Genomic DNA, 22,474 nt, shown 5'->3' on the forward strand with positions numbered 1-22,474 from the left:
GGTGACATTCTCTCTGTTGAGAATTTAGCCTGGTCAAAGCTGCTATGATGTGGATCTTCTGGAGAAGGCACTTCTGATATGAATTTGTGTGAATCGACAGGTTCGGCGGATTCAATCGGGGGTGTTTTTCTTTTTTGTATCCGTTGTGGTGAGAGTCCAAGGTGTTATAGTATAGTCGTGTAAACGATTGAATTTAGAGTTGATGGGAAGTTGAAGGAAGGTTATTTCAGGCAGGAGGTCAAAGAAATGATTGAATATGCACATATACATCATGTGAGTCTGGCTGTACGTGATTTGGAAGTTGCGAAAAAATTTTATTCTAGTTTGCTCCGCATGCAGGAGATTGAACGTCCGCCGTTCAACTCTACGGGCACATGGTATGCCATTGGTAGTCAACAGCTTCATCTGTTACAGCACCCGCAGGGACACACTCTTCGTGAGGCAGGGATCGATACTACAGATGGACATTTTGCGATCTGGGTGAAGAGTTACAAGGAGACTTTGGCCTGGCTGGATCAGCAGGGAATTGAATATGAGGCGAGACCGGATAGTGTTGCCGGGTTTGCACAGATTTTTGTGCTTGATCCGGATCGTAATATTGTTGAGTTTGATGCACCTTATCATTCTTGAGCGGATTTGCGTTTGAATAAATCCCTTGCTCCTCCAGAAATTGTATGCTATATTATCCATACATTCATAGCACGTGACGGAAGCACCGTCCATACATCGCATATTCTTGCGGTTATTGGACGGTGCTTTTTTGTGCTTTTTTTGCAGGGAGGGAAGAAGAATTGATTGTTCTTAAGGCAGTACTGGCTTCCAAAGATAGAGAGTATATCAGCGCCTGGCTTGATTTTGTACAAGGCAGCCCTTCCGGCTCAGGTATACGATTTACCGCCTTTTCACAATGGGAACCGTTCAGGGATTACATGAATGAACAGGAAGGCAGGGAACTGCCGGATCTGGTAATTGCGGAACCGGAGTTCCTGAACCATTGGCTGGGTAACGGTGGCGAAACCTCAGGTATTCCATGGCTGATGCTTAGTGAAGGATTAGATGTGGTGGATGAGGATAAACGGCTGATGAAATATCAACCATTGCCTACACTGATGGACGCTGTTCTTAATGCTTGTCGGCAGCCGCGTCGGAAGAAGGCCCATCGTCCAGGACAGGAGACACTTTCTATTGGAATTGTATCAGCCTCCGGCGGGAGTGGCAAGACTGCGGTGGCGATGCATATGGCGAAGCAACTGGGGCTTGCAGGATACGCTGTTCTGTATCTCAATCTGGAGACGCTGGATAGCTCGATGCCGTTTCTGGAGAAGGGTCTGTCTAGAAGTGGACAGCGTATACCTGACATAGAAACAGGGCTATCACGTCTGCTTTACGATTTGAAGGTGGGCAGGAAGGAATCAGGCAAACAGGGACAAGTGCTGTCTTCCTCCAAAGGGGTGGACGGATATGTGCTTCGTCACGAAGCGCTGAAATCGGATGTATTCTGGCCGTTATCGAATCGGAAGGAATTGCTGCAAATGTCCCGTGAAGATACCAAGAGCCTGATCCGTTATTTGGCTGACTGTGGGCAATATGATGTGCTCATTCTCGATGGGGACTCAGGTTGGGATGGACGCAGTGAGGGGATTTTCGATGCTGCAGATGTGTTCGTGTGGCTGGTTGAGGATGGCATCTCTTCCATGCACCGCTGGGGTCAATGGATGCAGCATATGGAGCGTACGTGGCCGGATCTGCATGAAAGTGTACTGGATCGTGCCCGCTTCATTGTCAACAAGTATCGGGACAGCGTCATCAATGGACTGCCAAGGTCTGATCTGCATCTGGATGCTGTGCTGCCGTACATCCCTTCCTGGAAGCAGCTGAGTCAGGAGGAAGTGATGCTCAGCTCACCTATTTTTCAACGCGAAGTGAAGACGCTATGCGCCATGATTGTACAGGATGGGGAAGAAGAACTGAAGCAGACAGGACGAATCCAGAAGGGTGATGGGTGGTCACCATGATGGATTCATCCAAGATGATACTGGACCGTGAAGAACAGTTTCAGATCATGCGCCGGGAGGTCAGAGAAGGCCTGGATTTAACATCCTCTGCGGGAGACGAAGAACTGTGGCAGGGAATTGAGCGTAAAGTGCTCTCTGATCCGAAGCTGGATGATCTGACCTCCGGGGAGCGTCATACCCTGGTGCAGCGGTTATTTGATTCCTTTCGAGGGCTGGATATTCTGCAACCATTGGTGGATCATCCCGAAATTACGGAGATTATGATCAACAGCCACCGGGAGATTTTCGTTGAGCAGGAAGGTGAAGTCAGACAGCTCACGCTGGAGTTCGAGTCAAGGGAACGGTTGGAAGACATTATCCAGATGATTGTATCCGGGGTGAACCGGATTGTGAATGAGTCTTCTCCAATCGTGGATGCGCGGTTGAAAGACGGCTCGCGGGTCAATATCGTGCTGCCTCCGATTGCGTTGAAGGGTCCGACCATGACGATTCGAAAATTCCCAAGTGAACCAATGAAGATGTCCGATCTAATTGGTAAAGGTGCCCTGCATGAGGAAGCGGCAGAATTGCTGCAGCAGTTGGTACGCAGCAAATACAATATTTTTATCGGCGGTGGAACCGGGTCGGGAAAAACCACGTTCCTAAATGCATTATCTCAGTTTATCCCTCCGGATGAACGGATCATTACGATTGAGGACTCTGCTGAATTACAGATTGTCACGGTACCCAATCTGGTATCGCTGGAGACGCGCAATGCGAATACCGAGGGCAAGGGGCAAATATCTATTCGTGATTTGATCAAGTCATCCTTGCGGATGCGTCCGAATCGAATTGTCATTGGTGAGGTGCGGGGAGCAGAAGCACTGGATATGTTACAGGCTATGAACACTGGACATGATGGCTCGTTGTCCACGGGTCACGCCAATACGATCTCCGATATGATCAGCAGATTGGAGACCATGGTGCTCAGCGGAGCGGATCTGCCCATTGTGGTTGTCCGGCAGCAGATCAGCTCGGCCATTGATATCTTTGTACATTTATCCCGGCTGCGGGACCGTTCACGTCGGGTGACCGAGATTAGCGAAGTGATTGGCATGCAGGACGGAGAAGTACTGCTCAATCCACTGTTTCGTTTCCAGGAAATTGAAGAAAAAGAAGGCAAGATTATTGGCGGACTCGTGCAAGTTGGAACACTGAGACAAGTGGATAAAATTCAGATGGCTGGGCTAGGGGAATGGTTGAACGAGTACATAGAACGCAATAGCGATGAGTTGAATGAATCAGATAACAACGAAAATAAGTTGATTTTATGGGTGGGTGATGAAGTTGGGTGAGGCCAGACAGGCGTTAACGGACTACACCGTATTTACGCTATCCCGGAGGCAGCGGATGGTCTGCATGCTGATTAGTGGTTTGTTGTTCTTTGGTGTCGGTATTCTATTCTATCATCACTGGTTGGCCGGATTGATATTGGCTGCGGGGTGTATATGGGTACCCAACCACTGGACAAAAGTACTGCTGGATCGAAGAAGAATGACTCTAAGTTTACATTTTAAGCAGGCATTATATGCGTTGTCCTCCGCGCTGGCTGCGGGAAAATCAGTAGAGAATGGATTTAAGGAATCCGTGGAGGATCTGCGCATGCTGAATCCTGAGGCGGATACAGATCTCATTCGAGAATTCACCATTCTGAGGACGCGTATGGAATATGGTCAGCCTATTGAAGAGGCGCTGCAAGACTTCTCGGATCGGGCCAAAATTGAGGATATCACAAACTTTGCCGATGTGTTCATCACATGTAAGCGGACGGGTGGAGATCTGGTCGAAGTGGTGAGGAGAACCTCTGCGGTGATTGGTGAGAAGCTGGATATTCAGCAGGACATCATGGTAGCGGTGGCACAGAAAAAGTTTGAATCCAAAGTGATGTTTGCCGCTCCATTTATTTTTCTGATTTTTCTGAACTTTACGGCCAAGGATTTCATGGAGCCGTTATACAGCGGGATGGGATATATGATCTCCAGCGGGGCATTGGCATTACTCGCCTGCTGTTATTTGTGGATTACACGCATTATGGATATCAAAGTATAAGGAGCTGACACGATGCTGCTTCCCGTTATTTTCGGAGGGGTGCTCGGAACAGGGTGGCTGGTGCTGGATCGAACGCGAGGGCAGACCTACCGACATTTGCGCAAACTGGATATGGAAGGATTACGTTTGAAGAAGCTGCATGGCCCCTTTTTGTTTTTACTGGACAAGTTCGAGGTGGGCCGCAGATTGCCTGTGCTCATGTTCCGCATGCAGCATGCCATTCAGAAAATGTATGGCATACAGCATAGTGGTGAGAAAACGATGCTCTACTTTGCTGAAATGCTGACTTACTCATGGTTGATGTTGCTCGCAGGCTGTCTTTTGGCGCTCGCTGGGGACATGGGGCTTGGCGGTATGGTAGGGGGATTGGCACTGGGGGTTGCACTGCCCTTCGCCCTTTACAAAGACCTTAACACCAAAGTACAGCGAAGAGATCAGGACATACTCATGGAGTTGCCGGAGTTATTGAACCGGATTGTGCTGCTGGTTGGTGCGGGAGAAACGGTGCAGCGTGCCATTGTCCACTGTGCAGCCAGTCAGGGAGAACGGAATCATCCCCTCTATAACGAGCTACGAAGGATGGTTGGGGATTGGAACAACGGTTACTCGTTTCAACAATCCTTTGAACAGTTCAGTCGTCGCTGTGGTGTACAGGAAGTGACGATCTTTACAACAACAGTGCTGCTGAATTTCCGGCGAGGGGGAGGTGACTTTGTATTGGCGCTGCGTGATCTGTCCCATGTGTTGTGGGAGAAACGCAAGGCCGTTAGTCGGGCTAAGGGAGAACAGGCTTCTTCCAAATTGGTGTTTCCGATGGTCCTGATCTTTTTTTCGATTGTCGTGATGATCGGGGCACCGGCTTTTATGATGATGAATATGTAGGAGGAATTGGGGATGCTGGAATTGATGAAAAGCAAGGTAACTGGATTTTGGAAGGAAGAGGACGGGCTTGGTACGCTGGAGCTTATTCTGATCATCGGCGTTATTATCATTATTGCATTAATATTCAAGGATCAAATTAAAAAATTGGTAGAAAGACTGTTAACCAATGTGAGCAATAGAAGTAATGAGTTTTTTGAGTAAAAAATTCAAAAAGGAAGAAGGGAGCTTCACCATTGAAGCCTCCCTGGTCTTCCCTATTGTGTTGTTTATTCTCGTCCTGATCCTCTTTTTCTCCATGTACATGTATCAAAAAACATTTCTGAACCAACATGCGTATGCAGCTTCTGAACGTGCCGCCTACAGTTGGGACAACAGCCACAAGCAGGCGATGACAGGTGAGGTTGTGGCTGGGGAACATGACAACCTGTATTGGAGACTGACTGATGATCGATTGCTCGGAGCGCTGTTTGGTTGGGCGGGAGCGGACAATGAGGTTATTGTGTCTGTACCTGCGGGAGAAGGCGGAAGTCTATCGGAAAAGAAACTGTCCCAAGCAGCACAAGGCATGCCTTCTGGCATGAACGGGACAATCGAATATCAGAACTCGCTGATCCAGCGAAAAGTTACAACCAAGCTGGAGCAGGTGATTTCTTTACCGCTGCCTTCTTTTTTGCTTGATTCAGGTAACAGTGTGCTAACACAAGGTTCATCTGCAGTTGTAGAACCGACGGAATTTATCCGAACGGTGGATCTGGTCCGTTATTACGCTGCCAAGTTTAAAGGCAAGGGCGGAGCCGCAGCCAGTACTGCCGCTGAAGCGGGACAGGTTGTACAGCATTTTGGCAAAACCAAAAAATGAGGAAAGGAGGAGGAAACGCTGTTCAGAAAAAAAGACGGTGAATCAGGAGCCGTAACCGTGTTCTTGATCTTGATTTTGGCTGGAATGTTTATGTTTGTTTCCATTTTCATTGATTATGCACGTATTGCAGCTTTCAAAGTACAGGCAGAACGAATGACGCATGCGGCGATGAGATCTGTAATGTCAGCCTATGATCCGTCCCTGCGGGAATATGGTCTATTTGGATACGGTGACAGCAGTGGTGAGGCCATCATGGCCAAGGTGCTAAATGATAGTGTGAAGCCTTCGGCTGTGAAAGATGGTTTTCCCATTCTGGATATCCAATGGGATACAACTTCACTAAGCATGGAGCGTGAACTGGGCAGATACGATATTTTTAATCGCCAGATCCAGGAGGATATGAAATATCGAGCACCGGTTGATTTTACCCTTGAAGTGGTCAATCGTTTTAAGCCGATGTCGGAAGAGATGAAAGAAGCTGCTCATACCGTGGATCTGCTCAAAAAATTACAGAAACTGTATGACCAACGTGAGGAATTGCTGGACGAAGCAATAGCCAGTCAGATGGAATCCGCTAATAAGCTGAAGGGTCTGCCCGCACTGATCATGAATCCGCTTTCCTCTGCCATTTACGATGAGATGTTAAGAGAGACGCCAGAGACAGCTGCCGAAGTAGCGGCGCGTTACGCGGACTATCTAAACAAGAAACAAATGGATGAGGGACTGCCATTCAACCAGCAACAGTACATGCTAGAGCTGGCCCGTTATCGAACAGGTGTGGGGAATGTGGCGACAGGCATAAGCATGATCATACAGCCAGCATTGCAGGCTCACCAGACAAAATTGGAGGAAGCACAGGCCAAGATTGAAGAAGCTCGCAAGATCAATGAGGAAATGAAGCGTGTAATCGCTGAGGGGGAGAACCGTTCACAGAATGCCAGTTATGAAAAAGTAGGCAACTCAACGCTGCCTGGGTCGAGCCCTCCGTCTACCGGATCGGGAAGTGAAGCCAAAAGTACACGTTCCCTTGCTTCTGAACTTGTAAGAGCTGACGAGCTGTTTGATCAGTTAAATGCACGTGTACGCTCACAAAATTCGGATTTTACCAATGTCAGAAATGACAGTCTGGAGCTTAATACGCAGCTTCGTTCGGTTACGGTAATGAGTGGTGTTTCGATTAAACCAGCGGTTAGACAGGCTAGTCAGGTCACGGAACGTTACATGGACACTTATGTAAGAAGTGGTCCCTCCAATGTCATTCTTCAAAGCAAACAGCTATTGGAGAGCGGTCGTGGCTCCGATGCCCAGCGCAAAGCGAATGATAAGGAATCCAAAGGGAAGTTGAAGGAAGTTAAACGCATATTATCACAAATCGAAAAGGGGAGCTCCGGCTCCATGGAAGCCTTTAAACAACTGGAGGAGTACTACAACGCCAACATCGCTTTTAACCAAGCGAGCCGTGAGGAAGCCCAGAAGGCAGAGATTGCTGGCGATCCGTATGACTCTGGTGGTGATGCCATGAACGGAATGGACAGTTTGTTCAGCGGGATGTCCAATTTGCTGGATAGTCTTGGCGATGAATTGTTTCAGAATGAGTATGCACTGGCATATTTCAGCTCGATGGATTATGGACAGCTGCTGAGCTGGACTGAAGGTAGTGGAGATGCTGGTGAAGTGTTCAAACTGGAAAATCAGGAACTGGAGTATATTATCTATGGTTTTCATAATCCTTCGGGGAATATTGCTGCTGCATATGCGGAGATCTTTGGTATGCGCCTGGCGATTCGAACTGCGGAAGGATTGATTGAGAACAGCAAGCTTGGGAATCCACTACTTGTATTATCTGCTGCGATTTTATACGGAATTACAAACGCTATAGCAGATATGGTGAAATTGGCTAAAGACGGTAGTGTGGAATTGTCCAAATATATCAAAGTCAAGCTTACATACAGGGACTATCTGCGTTTGTTTCTATTAATGCATAGCAACAATGAACGCAAAATGTCCAGAATGTTGGCTTTGATCCGATTAAATACCGGCGTGAATCCAGATGAGAAGCAGACATACGCTTCAGGAAACATGCGCAGTAGTATCAAATTGTGGTTTTTACCGGGAGTCACAAGAAGTATAGGTGCTGTCATGGGTAGTGCAGACCAAGTAGAAGATGGGCGATTTTTCATAGATCGGAAGGCCGATTATTCCTATTGAATAATCCGGTTTGTTTCGATGGAGGGATTATGGATAAGCAGCATCAGCAGGAAAAAATATTGACATGTTTACAGAATCGACTTACACGAGTGCGCAGACTGGAAAGATTGAAGTCTCTGACTGAACAGATACATTCTATTTCCAAAGTGCATTTTCCAAAAAAAGAAGGTTCTCCAAAAAAGACGGGTTCATCAGAAAAGGAAATGGGCAGCATCGTTTTGGAAGCCTCACTGGTTTTGCCTGTATTCCTGTTCTTTGTCATGTTCCTCATTTACATCGTACAGATGACGTTGGTATCAACAGCATTACATAGCACGGCAGGAGAGGCAGTAAAGCAGTTATCCACGAAAATATATCCGGTCTCCCTTGTATTCAGCCCCTCTGATTCCGCAGGTGGTGAAGGCTCGGAGGGTGGGTGGAAAATACCGGAGTTGTCACTGACGGAATGGGCCGAAGAGTACGCCTCTTCACTGCCAGAGCCGCTAAGTGATTGGGTACGTGCAGCTGCTGCCAGGGGTGAACAACCGTTACAGGAGGTGAAGACATCCGTTCTTGAGACAGTACTTGATCCTACCGTTAAACCGCTGCTTGAGCCATTTATTAATACTTCTGTACTGGATGTAGAGCGTGTGCATGTTAACGGTGTTTCCATACCTGATCTCAAAAATAAAACGAATCCTTACTTTCGGCTTGAATTGAGCTATGAATTGCCTGTTAAAGTCCCCTTTCTAGGGAAATCTTTACGTATTCAAGCGGCTGCGGCAGAACGGGTATGGATCGGAGATACCGGAGAAGGCTCCAATAGTAGTGGGGGAGACGCCGATTCTGCAGGAACAGTAACCGTGTTATCCAAGCCGGAGCCAGCATACATAGGCAACAATGCGACCATTAAGGTCAGAGTGGAGCCTGGGGCAACAGCAAATCTTACGATATTTTACAAGTCGGGTGAAAGTTCAGCCAAACATATAGGGTGGGCGACTGCCGATGAAAACGGTGTGATTGAGTGGAACTGGTTTGTCGGTACACGTACAACGGAAGGCACATGGACATTTGTTGTAGAGACTGCGGATGGTGCCAAGACGGTGACCGAGTTTAATGTGGCTTCCAGAAAATAAGGAAGGAGATGATGGAGGTGGAGTGGTTTTACCTGGCCTGTGGTCTGTATGTGATTGCAGCTTTTGTTACAGATGTTCGTTCGATGAAAATTCCAAATCGTTTGACTTTACCAGTGACTGTCGCGGGAGTGCTGGTCCATATCATCTGGGGAGGATGGGAGGGGGTTCTGTTCTCCGCAGCCGGATTCGCGATGGGGTTCGGTGTCTTATTTCTAATGTATTTGATCGGGGCAGTGGGTGCGGGAGATGTGAAATTGTTTGGAGGAATTGGAGCTTGGACAGGGCTGGCTTTTGGCGTTCACGTTATTATTTACTCGGTTTTGTATGCAGGGGCAATTGGAATAATTATTCTCTTGTTCCGCAAGGATTCTGCGAAGCGCATTCACGGCATGGCAGGAAATCTTACCGGTTTCTTCATGCTTGGTTCGCTCAAGCTGGTCAATCAGGAAAAGACATTGAAGTTTCCTTTTATGCTGGCCGTATTGCCAGGATTCATTAGCGCCTATATCTACATGATTTAACTAAGCAATGGAAAGAGAGGATTGGCATGTATGGATTAACGAGAGATTTCATTCGAAACGGCGGATCGTTTATGGTTTTGGAGAAAGCGGAAGGGCTGCGAATGGACGAACTGAGCCGTGTGCAGATGGGCATGTTGTCTTCCAATCAAATTCCCCGTCTTCTTCCTGTTCATATTCGGGAGGTAGACCGAAATGTAACGTTACAATATGATATTTCAGGGTATAAGATGTTACCTCAGATGTTGAAGTCAGGAAAAATTAAGCTGCGTGTGTTATATGGTCTATTGTTTCAGCTGGCAGACACGTTTACGGAATGCAGACAATATATGTTGGATTCACGTCAATTACAGATTCAGGAAGAATACATATTTATCAATGGTTCACTTGAAATAGGAGAACTTGGCTTAGTATATATTCCAATTGTCGATGCAGTTGAGGTTGATCCGACGCCTCAGCAATTCCGCGAATTGGTTATAAGGCTGATGGCCCATGTTCAGGAACTTCAGGGCGAAGGAATTCAGCGTGTCCTCCAACTATGCGACAGTGAACAATGGGATATCAGACAACTGCGTGAACTTTTGCTTGAATTATATGCAGATGAGCAGAGTGGTTCAGGCCAAGCATCGTTTATGTCTTCGCGTGGGTCATCCGGGTCTACGGACAGTCAATTTGGAATTCCACTTTCTGCAATCCCAGAGCAGGGAGTTGAGCCGTTTTCCAATAGAAGTGGGCAAGATCGGTATCGTCAATTGGATCGAAATGGCGAAGCTGGGCAGCAGTTGAAATCAATTCACCAACCAAGAGTATCTAATTCGGAGGATGACAAACCACTTAACAAACCCTTTTCAACATTTTCGGGCAGACGTTCACCGATAGATTCTTCATTGCAAGCGAAAGGTGTTACGAATCCGTCACAGCGCCAAACGTTTAATTCAATACAGGACAATGATATGGAAAAGGACGAGAAGGACGAGAAGCAGGATTCTTCCAAAACGACCTATATCATTCTGGGCTGTATGATTGCCATGGCGCTGGTATGGAGATTTATCTATATGGAACAACCGGGGCAGACATCAATGATTCTATCCGCAGCATTAAGTGCTGGGTTGCTTGGGATTGCTGGTTGGGCATGGGTGACCAAAGGAAAATTTGGAAATTCGAAATCCAATCTGCTACGTAAAAATATGCCGAATGAAGAATATACAGAGGACGAATTAGAGGAGGGCTCATCCAATAAGCGATCTGGTTTTTTTGGCTTGGGTAAAGGCAAAGATAAGCAGAAAGAAAGCGAAGAAGAGATGTTTCAGGAGAGCTGGCGCTGGAATGCATCTGAGATGTCACCAGAAGGTAACACGTATGCACAAGGTTACACGAGTCAACAGAGCTCTGGTGATATGCAAAGTGCTCAACCAGAACGGGGGCATTCTTTTGAATCCAGGTCATCTGTAGCAGGAAATTCTCGCTTTAAAAATCTACATATACCAGCCGATGTATCTGATGAACCTTTCGCTCAGCATGCTATCGAAACCATGGCTGCAACATCGGAGCTCATGCGTCATCATGCGGCGGCTGATGCAACTGTAAATTTGCAGAGTGTTGCTGGCGGAAGCATTACGGGAGCAGGTCTAGTAGTACCTTCCTTTTATCTTGAACGCAGATCAGCAACAGGGGACAAAAATGAACGGATGGATGTCCGAGGAGCATCGTTTGTTATTGGCCGATCGGCGGACATGGTCCAGTGGGTCGATTCAGCAACCGGTGTGTCCCGTGCTCATGTGGAATTGAGCCGGAACAAATCGGGCTATGTCATTAAGGATTTGGGTTCTGTGAATGGAACCATTCTCAAGGGCGATGTTCTTGCTCCGTACAAAGAATATCCACTGGAAGATGGGGATACCTTTACGTTAGCTGAGTCTGTTTACACGTATCGATCAGTCGGATAGACCCCGGTGTTTTAGATCTTCCAGTGCATCGGTTAATGTAGGAAAGGTGAACTGGAATCCGTGATCCAACGCTTTTTGCGGGATAACCCGCTGTCCTTGAAGCAGCACGACAGAGAGTTCTCCGACCAGTGTTTTGATCAGAATTCCGGGTACGGGGAACCAGTGCGGACGATGATACACTTTGCCTACCGTGCGTCCGAATTCATCGTTGGTTACCGGGTTGGGCGAAGAGGCGTTCACCGGACCGGAGATTTCTTTATTTTGGATCGTGAAATCAATCAAACGCACAATATCCATAATATGAATCCAACTGGTCCACTGTTTGCCACTTCCCACCCTGCCCCCAACACCAAGCATATAAGGCAGTTTCATTAATGGAAAAGCACCTTTTTTATGACCAAGCACGAGGCTAACGCGGATTTTCACGAGTCTCACATGTTTGATGGCATCAGCAGCAACTTCCCATTGTTGAGAAACGCGGGATGGGAAATTCACCGATTTTTGAGGACTGTTCTCATCAAATGTTTCTGTAGGAGAGGTGCCATAGATTGCCATGGCAGATGCCTGTACGACCACCTCCGGTTTGTGTTCCAGTGAATCTATCAATTTGGCTACGCGTGCTACAGTAGTCACTCTGGATTCAACAATCTCCAGTTTCGCTTTTGTTGTCCAACGTTGATTCAACGTTTCACCGGCCAGATTCACCAAGGCATCCATTCCCTCCAGCAAATGAGGCTGTTCCTCTACCTGTTCCCATGAGACATAAGTAAGGTTTTGGCTGGGATTATGTAAATTCGGCAGTTTGCGTGTAATAACTTTCACATGATGGCCTGCCTGAAGCCAGTAATCAACGAGCGCTCCTCCGACAAAACCGGTACCTCCGCAAATCGCAATCTTCATCTTGGCGACCTCCTTGTTATTTTGACTATGCTGACATGTAATATTGGATCGACAAACAGCCCCGGGCGGTAAGCACTGCCTTGCTGGGAATGACTTACCTGACGGAGCATGTTTGCAAATATGTAAGCCTAATGCATGTTCGGCTGTATTCCATTTTCTATTTATTCATCAAATGTTTATAAGGCGAATAGTCAATTTGGTTCTTCTCCAAAAATTTCACCAGAAACTTATTATCCCGCTTCGGTGTGGCTATAATGTATCCTTTAATGCAATGATCTCTGGATACTTCAGGTGCATTATTTTCGTACGCAATTTTGCCGATTTCTGCTGCAATGGAATGTTTGGCGATATCTCGAAATGGGCCAGGAACAGGCTCCACAAGCTGGTCGAGAAAAGCTTTTGCTTCATCTGTCCATAAATGACGGCTGGTTTCAACCCAGTGGTTCTGCCAATCGAGTTTCGACTTCCCGTCTGCCTTCGGAAGCACTTTCAAAAACTTGCGCATCATAAAAAATCCGCCAACACACATACTTCCAAGCAAAAGAACGGTCCAGAATGCGATCGTGTTCATAAACCAATTGCTGGGGGAACTACTAGTCAACGTCCAAGCGTAGGAGCCGAAAATCATTGCGGAGTCACCTCGGTTTATTGATTTTCACGGAAAGACGGATTCCGCCCACCATGTTCCAAATTACAGCTGTAAAAAATAGCCTATATCCCGAATTATAGCGCATTTCTAGATTTATTTCGATAATCGCGTTAGAATAAGGGATAATTCAGAAAAAGGGGGATTAATGATGCTTAAAATAGGCTCCCATGTGTCCTTTTCGGACAAGGGATTATTGAGTGCAACGAAGGAAGCGTCCTCGTACGGTTCCAGTTCGTTTATGATATATACAGGTGCACCGCAAAATACCCGCCGCAAGCCTATTGAGTCCATGTTTATTGAGGAAGGCAAGCTTGCGATGCAAGAGGGCGGAATGGAAGATATCGTTGTCCATGCGCCATACATTATTAACCTCGGATCCTACAAAGAAAACACGTATGAGCTGGCCGTGAGTTTCCTTCAGGAAGAGATTCGTCGTACACATGCGATTGGTGTCAAAAATATCGTGCTGCATCCCGGCGCATTTACGGACAAGGATGCTCATTACGGCATCGGACGTATTGCTGAAGGCTTGAATGAAGTGCTAGACGGAGTGAAAGAGACGGATGTGAACATCGCTCTGGAAACGATGGCTGGCAAAGGAACTGAAATGGGCCGCAGCTTTGAAGAGATCGCTCAGATCATGGAGAAGGTTACACACAATGAACGCCTTACTGTATGTATGGATACATGTCACATTCACGATGCGGGTTATGATATCGTGAACGACCTGGACGGTGTTCTTGAACAATTTGATCGTACGGTAGGGCTTGACCGCATTGCCGTAATGCATATTAATGATAGTAAGAACCCTGTGGGTGCGCACAAGGACCGTCATACACCGATTGGCTCTGGCTGGATTGGTTTTGAGGCGATTAACCGCATCGTGCATCACGAGGCTCTTCAGGGACGTCCGTTTATTTTGGAAACGCCTTGGATTGGTAAAGAAGCCAAAACTCAGCGTCCTATGTATGAAGTAGAGATTGCATTGCTTCGCGGGGATGTTGCTGGTCGATTTGGTCCCGAGTTCCTGACAGAAGTGGAACAATTGCATCATTTCTTCAAAGGAAAAGAGATTGAGTCCCGTTCATATGTTCTGGATATCTGGACATTGCTCAAGAATGATGCCAAAGCGAAGAAAGCCGATCCACGTGAGCCGTTGGAACGTCTGTATGACCTCGTGGCTGAAGCCGCATTGTTCCCGCATTTGAATGAAGAACAACTGAATCATCGTTTGATCGCCTGGCTTGCAGGCAAAGAAATTTTTGTCACGGCCTAGTTGAAGGAGGAAAAATAACCCGATGGAGATTCACGCTAAACAAGTACGTCCTGATGTTAAAAACCGCGCCGATCGGGCGCGGATGCTCATTTCCTGTCCGGATGGACCGGGAATTGTTGCCGCAGTATCCCATTTTCTGCACCAGCATGGTGCAAACATTGTACAGTCGGACCAATACACAATGGACCCGGCTGGCGGCATGTTTTTTATGCGGATCGAGTTCGATCTTCCACAATTATTGGTGAACCTGCCTAAGCTGGAAGCTGATTTCGAAGGAGTAGCAAACCGTTTCAAAATGGATTGGAGTCTTTCTGCGGTTAGCCGCAAGAAGAAACTCGCCATCTTTGTATCCAAGGAGGATCACTGTCTGGTTGAGCTGTTGTGGCAATGGCAGGCTGGCGATCTGGATGCAGACATCGCGCTTGTTGTGAGCAATCATCTGGATATGAAGGACTATGTAGAATCATTTGGCATTCCTTATCATCATATTCCGGTTACAGCGGATACGAAGAAGGAAGCGGAACAACGTCAGTTGGACGTTATTGGCAATGATATCGATGTAATTATTCTTGCGCGTTACATGCAAATCATTTCCCCAATGTTCATTGAGCATTACCGCAATCGCATTATTAACATTCATCACTCGTTTCTGCCTGCCTTTGTCGGCGGTAAACCGTATGCCCAAGCGTACAACCGTGGTGTCAAAATTATCGGTGCGACGGCTCACTATGTTACCGAGGAGCTGGATGGCGGACCGATTATTGAGCAGGATGTTCAGCGTGTAAGCCACGGGGATGATGTAACCGAGTTGAAACGTATTGGACGTACCATTGAGCGTGTAGTTCTTGCTCGTGCTGTTAAATGGCATGTTGAAGACCGTGTACTGGTTCATGAAAATAAAACCGTTGTGTTTTAAGCTAATGCTTTAATACTGCGCAAGGTTGATTCGGAAAGATACAGTTCAGTTCTATTCCGAAAAAAAGAAAAGGCGATTCCCTATTCATGGCTGACCGGGGGATCGCCTTTTTGGTTGTGCTTCCATAGATGACCGCACCAACCAACGACCACGCCAAATAACAGATGCCCTGCCAGCCAGTAAAGTATGGCTTTGATATCATATAGATCAGGTACACGACTCGACAGTTGGGAGAGCGGGATATATAGCAGGGAAGAGAGAGCGCCGATCAGGACGCCTTTGGATATCGGATGACCTGAACGCTGAATCCACCATATGTAGAAAATGCCAATGATTATGGAAACGATAAGATGCAGCCCAAATTCAATGAACTCAGGTAGCATGGGCGGAAGCCATGGAACAAAATCAATGTTCAGCAGCAAGGTATAGACTTTGTCACCTGTGTAAGTTTGAATCGCCTTTAAAAAGAACCCGAGCACCAGTCCGGATGTAAGACCTGTTAAAATCCCGGCCTTCCAGGGAAATATGTGCTTTAGCGACTTTGTTGACTTAGCCAAATGTTCCGGCATATGCGAACCCTCCTTTCCATATGAAGTACAGCCTGATGTGCATAAAAGTTCGATTTTTCCAATCATGATCAAGGACCATTATATGCAAAATCAACTTCAATATCTAAAAAGAGTATGGTTTTCCGCTTAAAGGTTATACTTCATCCGATGGATTTGCGATGCTGGCTGAGCTAGAAGATATGCTGAAATGCTCAGTATGACACTCTTTTTGCGCAACTGGAAACAAATCCCTCGTCATAAACAGCCGAATTTTCCCGATCTTCTAAAAGAAGGTTATGGAAAACCTTCACGCCAAGTGTTACAATACAAAAGTGAATAAGTCAAAATGAAACACTCAAGCGGATTCACTTATTGTGAAATTCGGTTTGCTTGTATGATGAGAGGGATTCGCTTGCGCAACCCGACTTATCTAAAGACATGAGGAGGACAAACCATGACTGACAAGAACGAAGCGATTCAAAAGGAAGAGAACAACACCATCGACAATCTGTCAATCACTACCGTACGTACACTGGCGATTGATGCAATTGAGAAGGCAAACTCCGGACACCCGGGAATGCCTATGGGCTCCGCTCCAATGGGGTACCAACTTTTTGCAAAAACGATGACACATAACCCGGACCACCCAACTTGGGTTAACCGGGACCGTTTTGTCCTGTCCGCAGGACATGGCTCCATGTTGCTGTACAGCTTGCTTCACCTGAGCGGGTATGACCTGCCTATGGAACAATTGAAACAGTTCCGCCAATGGGGAAGCAAAACGCCGGGTCACCCGGAATTCGGACATACTGCAGGCGTTGACGCAACAACAGGACCACTGGGCCAAGGTATCGCAATGGCTGTAGGTATGGCTATGGCTGAAGCTCAACTGGGTGCAACATATAATAAAGACAAATTCAACGTAATCGACCACTACACTTACGCAATCTGCGGTGACGGTGACTTGATGGAAGGCGTATCCCATGAATCAGCTTCCCTGGCTGGACGTTTGCACCTGGGCAAATTGATCATGTTGTTCGACTCCAATGACATCACGTTGGATGGTAAATTGAATCTGTCTTCTTCTGAAAGCATCGCGAAGCGTTTTGAAGCTTACGGCTGGCAAGTGCTGCGTGTTGAAGATGGTAACGATCTGCCTGCAATTCAAAAAGCAATTGAAGAAGGTCAAGCAGATACGCTTCGTCCTACACTGATCGAAGTTAAAACTGTAATTGGTTACGGTAGCCCGAACAAACAAGGTAAAGGCGGCCACGGCGGTACTCACGGATCTCCACTGGGTGCAGACGAAGCCAAATTGACTAAAGAGTTTTACAAATGGGTTTACGAGGAAGATTTCCACGTTCCAACTGAAGTTCGCGAACACTTTGCACAAGTGAAAGATCGTGGTATCTCTGCAAACAAAGCATGGGACGAGAAATTTGCCGAGTACAAAAAAGCATTCCCTGAGCTGGCAGCTCAATTCGAAACGGCAATCAATGGCGACCTTCCAGAAGGTTGGGATCGTGATCTGCCTAAATATGCAGCAACAGACAAAGCTGTATCCACTCGTGTAGCATCCGGTAATGCACTGAACGGTTTGGCTCATAACGTGCCACAACTGACAGGTGGATCTGCTGACTTGGAAAGCTCCACAATGACTCACCTGAACAACCTGGAGAACTTCTCACCTGAAGATTACTCCGGTCGCAACATCTACTTCGGTATCCGTGAATTCGGTATGGCTGGAGCAATGAACGGTATGGCACTGCACAGTGGTGTGAAAGTATTCGGAGGTACCTTCTTCGTATTTACAGACTACCTGCGTCCAGCTGTTCGTCTGGCTGCCCTGATGGGTCTGCCTGTAACGTACGTCCTGACTCACGACAGTATCGCTGTTGGTGAAGACGGTCCTACTCACGAACCAATCGAGCAATTGGCATCCCTGCGTATCATTCCTAACCTGACAGTTATTCGTCCGGCTGACGGTAATGAAACTTCTGCAGCATGGGCTTACGCGCTTGAGAACAAGAGCAATCCGGTTGCACTCGTACTCACTCGTCAAAACCTGCCGATTCTGGAAGGTACCGTTGAAGGTTCACGTGAAAACGTGAAACGTGGTGCGTATGTTGTCTCTGATGCAAAAGACGGCAAAGCTGTTGCTCAAATCATTGCTACAGGTTCCGAAGTGCAACTGGCTGTCAAAGCCCAAGCAGCACTTGCTGAACAAGGCATTCAAGTTCGCGTAATCAGCATGCCGAGCTGGGATCTGTTCGAGAAACAGGACAAAGCATACAAAGAATCCGTCCTGCTTCCAGATGTTAAAGCTCGTCTGGCGATTGAAATGGCTCACCCAATGGGTTGGGAAAAATATGTCGGCGATCAAGGCGACATTCTCGGAATCAACACATTTGGTGCATCTGCGCCTGGCGACCGTGTTATCCAAGAGTACGGCTTCACTGTGGAAAACGTGGTTAGCCGCGTAAAAGCATTGCTGTAATAGCTTCATAAGCGCTGCTGTGAATGGGATGAGCTTAACTGCGAGTCCTGTCCAGGCGGCAAAGTGAATTCCGGCAGAGAATGGGCGGGCAACCGCCCTGATCTGTTTTGCCTTTTGTTTTCATTAACTTCAGGGGGAGCGGGTACGCATGTCACAGTTTGATCAAGTCAGTGTAGTGAAAGAGGCCAACATTTATTATGGGGGCCAGGTAACCAGCAGAACAGTTATTTTGGGGGATGGCAGCAAGGTGACTCTGGGCATTATGCTTCCAGGCAGTTATGAGTTCGGTACAGATTCCCGTGAAATTATGGAGATTCTGTCCGGCGATCTGAGAGTATTACTTCCCGGAGAAGAAGATTGGCAAGAGATTCAAGGTCAAGCTACGTTCCACGTGCCTGCCGAATCCAAATTTAAACTGGAGATACGCAGCGTTACCGACTACTGCTGTTCGTACCCGGCGAAATAATACAAGAAGGGTAACCAGAACCGCCACTCGCGGATTCGGTTAACCCTTTTTGCTTCTTAAACTCTAACGACAAAGTTCGGGCTGCAAGCTTGTCAGCCCTGTGGATTTGAAGTATCCTTAGGCTAAGTTGTTTTAGAATGGAAAACGGAAAAAAATACGCTACCGATATCAGGAGGTTTTATAGATCATGGCAAAAAAAGTGAAATTTGACTACAGCACTGCCCTGCAATTCGTCAATCAACATGAAGTGGACTATTTCGCTGAACCGATTCGTTTGGCTCACGAGCAGCTCCACAACGGAACGGGAACCGGATCGGATTATCTGGGCTGGATCGACCTGCCTACCGCTTATGACAAAGAAGAGTTCTCCCGTATTCAAAAAGCGGCTGCTAAAATCCAAAGCGATTCCGAAGTGCTGATCGTCATCGGTATTGGTGGATCATACCTTGGTGCACGTGCAGCGATTGAGATGCTTACGCACTCTTTCTACAACAATCTGCCTAAAGACAAACGCAAAACGCCTGAAATCTACTTTGCAGGAAACAACATCAGCTCCACGTATGTAACTCATTTGTTGGATCTGGTTGAAGGCAAAGACTTCTCCGTTAACGTTATCTCCAAATCTGGTACAACAACGGAGCCAGCGATTGCTTTCCGTATCTTCCGTGCAGCACTGGAGAAAAAATACGGCAAAGAAGAAGCTCGCAAACGGATCTATGCAACAACAGATAAAGAGCGCGGCGCACTGAAAAAACTGGCGAATGAAGAAGGCTATGAATCCTTCATTATCCCGGATGATGTAGGTGGACGTTACTCCGTTCTGACGGCTGTAGGTTTGCTGCCAATCGCAGCAGCTGGCATCAGCATCGAAGAAATGATGCAAGGTGCGGCTGACGCTTCCAAAGAATACAGCAACCCGAACGTAGCTGAGAACGAAGCGTATCAATATGCAGCTGTTCGTAATGCACTGTATCGCAAAGGTAAAGGCACAGAAATCCTCGTGAACTACGAGCCATCCCTGCACTTTGTATCGGAATGGTGGAAACAGCTTTACGGAGAGAGTGAAGGTAAAGACTATAAAGGGATTTATCCTGCATCCGTTGATTTCTCGACTGACTTGCACTCCATGGGTCAATTCATTCAAGAGGGTAGCCGGAACATCTTCGAAACGGTGATTCAGGTTGCTGAAGTATCGGAACATATTTCGATCGAAGCGGATCCGGATGATCTGGATGGTCTGAATTTCCTTGAAGGTAAAACGATGGACTTCGTTAACAAAAGAGCGTTCCAAGGAACACTGCTTGCACACACAGATGGTCAAGTACCGAACTTGATTGTGAACATTCCAGATATGTCTCCATATTCTTTCGGATATCTGGTATACTTCTTTGAAAAAGCATGCGGCATTAGTGGTTACCTGCTGGGAGTCAACCCATTTGACCAACCAGGCGTGGAAGCTTACAAGAAAAATATGTTCGCTTTGCTGGGCAAACCAGGCTTTGAAGAAGAGAAAGCAGCGCTTGAAGCGAGACTTTCCGAATAATTCATCGGTCTGCTCATATAGTTAAATAAGGTAATGTAATTACATTCGGGGAGTCATTGTGAAGCAATGGTTTCCCGGATGTTAAACCAAGGCAGTTCGTCCGCGTACGCGCGGGGAACTGCTTTCTTGTAAAATGGATCAAATTGGTGGAAAGTTGGATAGGGATGATTGAACGTTATCGCACGGTTCGAGGACCGGGCAATCTGGAAATTGTAATCAAAAAGTCGCGATTTATCGGTCATATTATGCCGGTCACGACAGAAGAAGAAGCCAATGCTTTTATTGATGAAATCAAGAAAAAACATTGGAATGCTACTCATAACTGCTCCGCATACATGATTGGTGAGCGGGATGAGATCCAGAAGCAATCCGATGATGGCGAACCAAGCGGAACCGCTGGCAAACCGATTCTTGAAGTTATCAAAAATCAGCAATTGAAAAATGTGGCTATCGTTGTTACACGTTACTTTGGAGGAATTATGCTTGGAGCAGGTGGGTTAATACGCGCTTATACGGATGGAGCAGTTGCAGCCATAGAAGCCGGGGAAGCGATTACCAAAGTGCTCCATCGTGAAGTGTTTGTTGAACTGGATTATACATGGCTGGGCAAAGTGGAAAATGAATTAAGGAGCCGGGAAGTCCGTACAGGTGAAACTGGGTTCACCGATAAGGTTACGTTGACTTGTCTTCCGCCGGATAGTGAAACTGAGGCATTTGTGGCTTGGATCACAGATTTGACGCAAGGGCAATCCCGGATCACGGAGGGACAGCGGCTTTATTTTATTGAAGGGGAATAAAATATATGGCTAGAAGAGCAGTCGAACAGGAGTTGTCGAGGGAGCGGATACTGGAGGCGGCGAGGCATCTTTTTATTACCAAAGGATACCGTGCCATTTCGATGCGAAGCATCGGCCAGCATCTGGGCTATAGTCATGGGTCGCTGTATTATCATTTTAAGGAAAAGGCAGAGCTGTTTTATGCCATCGTGGTTGAAGATTTCAATCATCTGGGGCATTTGCTGCTGCAAGCCATGGTCAGGCCAGTCATGGGCGGCGTGAGCAAGGTGGAACATATCATGATGGAGTTTATTCGTTTTGGTTTGGAGAATCCGTATCAGTACGAGATTATGTTCATGATTCGTGATGAGGAATTGTTATCGTATTGTCGTACAGAGCAAGGAAGATGCTTTGAATTGTTCGCCTCCATTATTAGGCAATACATGAACGAAGAGGGCTGTACAGAAGAGGATATTCAATGTGTACCACGTACGCTGTTTTTGTCCATGCACGGATTCATATCGTATTATATTCAGGACCGTTTAACCTTTGCAGAGATTGAATCGGCTGCGTTATCTCATGTCAAAGTACTCTGCCGTAATCTCCAACACCAGCCTGGCGTCCAATAAGGCGCTTTTGTCGCACTCCTACACTTCAGGGCGGTGAATTGTCATAACATTAATTCTTTATAACGTTGTCTCGCGAAAGTTTTTGCGTGAAGAAGATCATTACAGGCGGATTACATCCCTAAAATAGGGTGGGCCGCCTGTTTGTTTTTTATTTCAATCAATGGCGAATCAATAGAAATAGGGTTGAAATGGAGCTAACCTTCCATGATTTTAAGGAAATATTCCCGCTGCCGGGGACCATCAAATTCGCAAAAGTAGATGCCCTGCCATCTGCCAAGCAGTAATCTTCCCTCATGTATAATCACCGTTTGTGATGGTCCGGTTGTGATCGATTTCAAGTGAGAAGCCGTATTTCCCTCAGCATGCCGATATTCGGGATGTTCCCAAGGATACAATTCGTTCAGACGAAGCAGCACGTCATGTTTGACATCCGAGTCTGCATTTTCATTAATTGCAATGCCTGCTGTCGTATGTGGACAATATATCAATACCGTTCCATTCTGCACACCGCTGTCACGGACAACCTGCTCCACCTCCCGCGTAATATCCTTCATCTCATCCCGTCGGGATGTCGATACATTCTTCGTATATAACATACTACTTCACTCCTTTGCTCGGAATTATGTCCTCTAGATTGTACCTT

22 protein-coding genes are annotated in these 22,474 nt (G+C 46.8%); 18 read left to right on the top strand and 4 right to left on the bottom strand.

The window, feature by feature from the left end:
* Window positions 1-246: 246 nt before the first annotated feature.
* From BMW94_RS12865 to BMW94_RS12915, 11 genes are all read left to right on the top strand, one after another.
* Entirely contained in the window at window positions 247-630 is a 384-nt protein-coding gene (locus tag BMW94_RS12865) for a VOC family protein (protein ID WP_090998833.1), read from the top strand.
* Between the two features lie 161 nt (window positions 631-791).
* Window positions 792-2,015, top strand: coding sequence for a nucleotide-binding protein (locus tag BMW94_RS12870; RefSeq protein WP_090998835.1), 1,224 nt, complete (start codon window positions 792-794; stop codon window positions 2,013-2,015).
* Window positions 2,012-3,349: a TadA family conjugal transfer-associated ATPase gene (locus tag BMW94_RS12875; protein WP_254790221.1), complete on the top strand. Its 1,338-nt coding sequence runs from the start codon at window positions 2,012-2,014 to the stop codon at window positions 3,347-3,349. The genes BMW94_RS12870 and BMW94_RS12875 overlap by 4 nt, the downstream gene beginning before the upstream one ends.
* Window positions 3,336-4,103 (top strand): type II secretion system F family protein, encoded by a 768-nt coding sequence (locus tag BMW94_RS12880; protein WP_090998837.1) that lies wholly within the window; start codon window positions 3,336-3,338, stop codon window positions 4,101-4,103. The genes BMW94_RS12875 and BMW94_RS12880 overlap by 14 nt, the downstream gene beginning before the upstream one ends.
* A gap of 12 nt (window positions 4,104-4,115) precedes the next feature.
* Window positions 4,116-4,985: a type II secretion system F family protein gene (locus tag BMW94_RS12885; RefSeq protein ID WP_090998839.1), complete on the top strand. Its 870-nt coding sequence runs from the start codon at window positions 4,116-4,118 to the stop codon at window positions 4,983-4,985.
* 12 nt (window positions 4,986-4,997) lie between these two features.
* Complete coding sequence (locus BMW94_RS12890; RefSeq protein WP_090998841.1) at window positions 4,998-5,186, top strand: Flp1 family type IVb pilin; 189 nt, start codon at window positions 4,998-5,000, stop codon at window positions 5,184-5,186.
* Entirely contained in the window at window positions 5,170-5,844 is a 675-nt protein-coding gene (locus tag BMW94_RS12895; RefSeq protein WP_090998844.1) for a TadE family protein, read from the top strand. Before BMW94_RS12890 ends, BMW94_RS12895 begins: the two co-directional genes overlap by 17 nt.
* A 57-nt stretch (window positions 5,845-5,901) precedes the next feature.
* A complete protein-coding gene (locus BMW94_RS12900) occupies window positions 5,902-8,052 on the top strand; it encodes a hypothetical protein (RefSeq protein ID WP_090998846.1) in 2,151 nt (716 codons plus the stop codon).
* 29 nt (window positions 8,053-8,081) lie between these two features.
* Complete coding sequence (locus BMW94_RS12905; protein WP_090998848.1) at window positions 8,082-9,167, top strand: pilus assembly protein; 1,086 nt, start codon at window positions 8,082-8,084, stop codon at window positions 9,165-9,167.
* Between the two features lie 11 nt (window positions 9,168-9,178).
* Window positions 9,179-9,688 carry an A24 family peptidase gene (locus BMW94_RS12910; RefSeq protein ID WP_090998850.1) on the top strand — a complete coding sequence of 170 codons (510 nt, stop codon included), beginning with the start codon at window positions 9,179-9,181 and terminating at the stop codon, window positions 9,686-9,688.
* 26 nt (window positions 9,689-9,714) lie between these two features.
* Window positions 9,715-11,631, top strand: a complete 1,917-nt coding sequence (locus tag BMW94_RS12915) for a DUF6382 domain-containing protein (RefSeq protein ID WP_090998852.1) — start codon at window positions 9,715-9,717, stop codon at window positions 11,629-11,631.
* Here the strand turns inward: BMW94_RS12915 and BMW94_RS12920 are convergent.
* Together BMW94_RS12920 and BMW94_RS12925 are read right to left on the bottom strand one after the other, a co-directional pair.
* The gene (locus BMW94_RS12920; protein WP_090998854.1) at window positions 11,620-12,531 is read right to left on the bottom strand and encodes a TIGR01777 family oxidoreductase; all 912 of its coding nucleotides are present in this window, start codon (window positions 12,529-12,531) and stop codon (window positions 11,620-11,622) included. The genes BMW94_RS12915 and BMW94_RS12920 overlap by 12 nt on opposite strands.
* Before the next feature lie 157 nt (window positions 12,532-12,688).
* Window positions 12,689-13,159 carry a DUF2621 domain-containing protein gene (locus BMW94_RS12925; protein WP_063564408.1) on the bottom strand — a complete coding sequence of 157 codons (471 nt, stop codon included), beginning with the start codon at window positions 13,157-13,159 and terminating at the stop codon, window positions 12,689-12,691.
* Between the two features lie 169 nt (window positions 13,160-13,328).
* Between BMW94_RS12925 and BMW94_RS12930 the strand changes: the two genes are divergently transcribed.
* Both BMW94_RS12930 and purU read left to right on the top strand, forming a co-directional pair.
* Complete coding sequence (locus BMW94_RS12930) at window positions 13,329-14,456, top strand: deoxyribonuclease IV (protein WP_063564407.1); 1,128 nt, start codon at window positions 13,329-13,331, stop codon at window positions 14,454-14,456.
* Window positions 14,457-14,478: 22 nt separating this feature from the next.
* Window positions 14,479-15,372 carry a formyltetrahydrofolate deformylase gene (gene purU / locus BMW94_RS12935; protein WP_090998856.1) on the top strand — a complete coding sequence of 298 codons (894 nt, stop codon included), beginning with the start codon at window positions 14,479-14,481 and terminating at the stop codon, window positions 15,370-15,372.
* 80 nt (window positions 15,373-15,452) lie between these two features.
* On the opposite strand, the gene BMW94_RS12940 is transcribed toward purU, so the two are convergent.
* Window positions 15,453-15,941, bottom strand: coding sequence for a hypothetical protein (locus BMW94_RS12940; protein WP_090998857.1), 489 nt, complete (start codon window positions 15,939-15,941; stop codon window positions 15,453-15,455).
* 433 nt (window positions 15,942-16,374) lie between these two features.
* On the opposite strand from BMW94_RS12940, the gene tkt reads away from it, so the two are divergent.
* The 5 genes from tkt (at window position 16,375) to BMW94_RS12965 (ending at window position 21,831) form a co-directional block, all read left to right on the top strand.
* Window positions 16,375-18,417, top strand: a complete 2,043-nt coding sequence (gene tkt / locus BMW94_RS12945) for a transketolase (RefSeq protein ID WP_090998859.1) — start codon at window positions 16,375-16,377, stop codon at window positions 18,415-18,417.
* Window positions 18,418-18,565: 148 nt separating this feature from the next.
* Window positions 18,566-18,883, top strand: a complete 318-nt coding sequence (locus BMW94_RS12950; protein WP_090998862.1) for a pyrimidine/purine nucleoside phosphorylase — start codon at window positions 18,566-18,568, stop codon at window positions 18,881-18,883.
* 187 nt (window positions 18,884-19,070) lie between these two features.
* The gene (locus tag BMW94_RS12955) at window positions 19,071-20,426 is read left to right on the top strand and encodes a glucose-6-phosphate isomerase (RefSeq protein WP_090998864.1); all 1,356 of its coding nucleotides are present in this window, start codon (window positions 19,071-19,073) and stop codon (window positions 20,424-20,426) included.
* A gap of 164 nt (window positions 20,427-20,590) precedes the next feature.
* A complete protein-coding gene (locus BMW94_RS12960; protein WP_072734274.1) occupies window positions 20,591-21,223 on the top strand; it encodes a YigZ family protein in 633 nt (210 codons plus the stop codon).
* A gap of 5 nt (window positions 21,224-21,228) precedes the next feature.
* Window positions 21,229-21,831 (top strand): TetR/AcrR family transcriptional regulator, encoded by a 603-nt coding sequence (locus BMW94_RS12965; RefSeq protein WP_063564400.1) that lies wholly within the window; start codon window positions 21,229-21,231, stop codon window positions 21,829-21,831.
* Window positions 21,832-22,025: 194 nt separating this feature from the next.
* Here BMW94_RS12965 and BMW94_RS12970 read toward each other — a convergent pair whose 3' ends face one another.
* Entirely contained in the window at window positions 22,026-22,427 is a 402-nt protein-coding gene (locus BMW94_RS12970; RefSeq protein WP_090998866.1) for a secondary thiamine-phosphate synthase enzyme YjbQ, read from the bottom strand.
* Between the last annotated feature and the right edge of the window lie 47 nt (window positions 22,428-22,474).

Source organism: Paenibacillus sp. OK003 (assembly GCF_900109515.1).
GTDB lineage: Bacteria > Bacillota > Bacilli > Paenibacillales > Paenibacillaceae > Paenibacillus > Paenibacillus marchantiae.

Coding starts and splice junctions, on each gene's coding strand:
- BMW94_RS12960 (WP_072734274.1), top strand. CDS start 20,591: ATGATTGAACGTTATCGCACGGTTCGAGGACCGGGCAATCTGGAAATT.
- BMW94_RS12950 (WP_090998862.1), top strand. CDS start 18,566: ATGTCACAGTTTGATCAAGTCAGTGTAGTGAAAGAGGCCAACATTTAT.
- BMW94_RS12885 (WP_090998839.1), top strand. CDS start 4,116: ATGCTGCTTCCCGTTATTTTCGGAGGGGTGCTCGGAACAGGGTGGCTG.
- BMW94_RS12865 (WP_090998833.1), top strand. CDS start 247: ATGATTGAATATGCACATATACATCATGTGAGTCTGGCTGTACGTGAT.
- BMW94_RS12965 (WP_063564400.1), top strand. CDS start 21,229: ATGGCTAGAAGAGCAGTCGAACAGGAGTTGTCGAGGGAGCGGATACTG.
- BMW94_RS12925 (WP_063564408.1), bottom strand. CDS start 13,159: ATGATTTTCGGCTCCTACGCTTGGACGTTGACTAGTAGTTCCCCCAGC.
- BMW94_RS12905 (WP_090998848.1), top strand. CDS start 8,082: ATGGATAAGCAGCATCAGCAGGAAAAAATATTGACATGTTTACAGAAT.
- BMW94_RS12895 (WP_090998844.1), top strand. CDS start 5,170: ATGAGTTTTTTGAGTAAAAAATTCAAAAAGGAAGAAGGGAGCTTCACC.
- BMW94_RS12940 (WP_090998857.1), bottom strand. CDS start 15,941: ATGCCGGAACATTTGGCTAAGTCAACAAAGTCGCTAAAGCACATATTT.
- tkt (WP_090998859.1), top strand. CDS start 16,375: ATGACTGACAAGAACGAAGCGATTCAAAAGGAAGAGAACAACACCATC.
- BMW94_RS12920 (WP_090998854.1), bottom strand. CDS start 12,531: ATGAAGATTGCGATTTGCGGAGGTACCGGTTTTGTCGGAGGAGCGCTC.
- BMW94_RS12915 (WP_090998852.1), top strand. CDS start 9,715: ATGTATGGATTAACGAGAGATTTCATTCGAAACGGCGGATCGTTTATG.
- BMW94_RS12890 (WP_090998841.1), top strand. CDS start 4,998: ATGCTGGAATTGATGAAAAGCAAGGTAACTGGATTTTGGAAGGAAGAG.
- BMW94_RS12930 (WP_063564407.1), top strand. CDS start 13,329: ATGCTTAAAATAGGCTCCCATGTGTCCTTTTCGGACAAGGGATTATTG.
- BMW94_RS12955 (WP_090998864.1), top strand. CDS start 19,071: ATGGCAAAAAAAGTGAAATTTGACTACAGCACTGCCCTGCAATTCGTC.
- BMW94_RS12880 (WP_090998837.1), top strand. CDS start 3,336: ATGAAGTTGGGTGAGGCCAGACAGGCGTTAACGGACTACACCGTATTT.
- BMW94_RS12970 (WP_090998866.1), bottom strand. CDS start 22,427: ATGTTATATACGAAGAATGTATCGACATCCCGACGGGATGAGATGAAG.
- purU (WP_090998856.1), top strand. CDS start 14,479: ATGGAGATTCACGCTAAACAAGTACGTCCTGATGTTAAAAACCGCGCC.
- BMW94_RS12910 (WP_090998850.1), top strand. CDS start 9,179: ATGGAGGTGGAGTGGTTTTACCTGGCCTGTGGTCTGTATGTGATTGCA.
- BMW94_RS12875 (WP_254790221.1), top strand. CDS start 2,012: ATGATGGATTCATCCAAGATGATACTGGACCGTGAAGAACAGTTTCAG.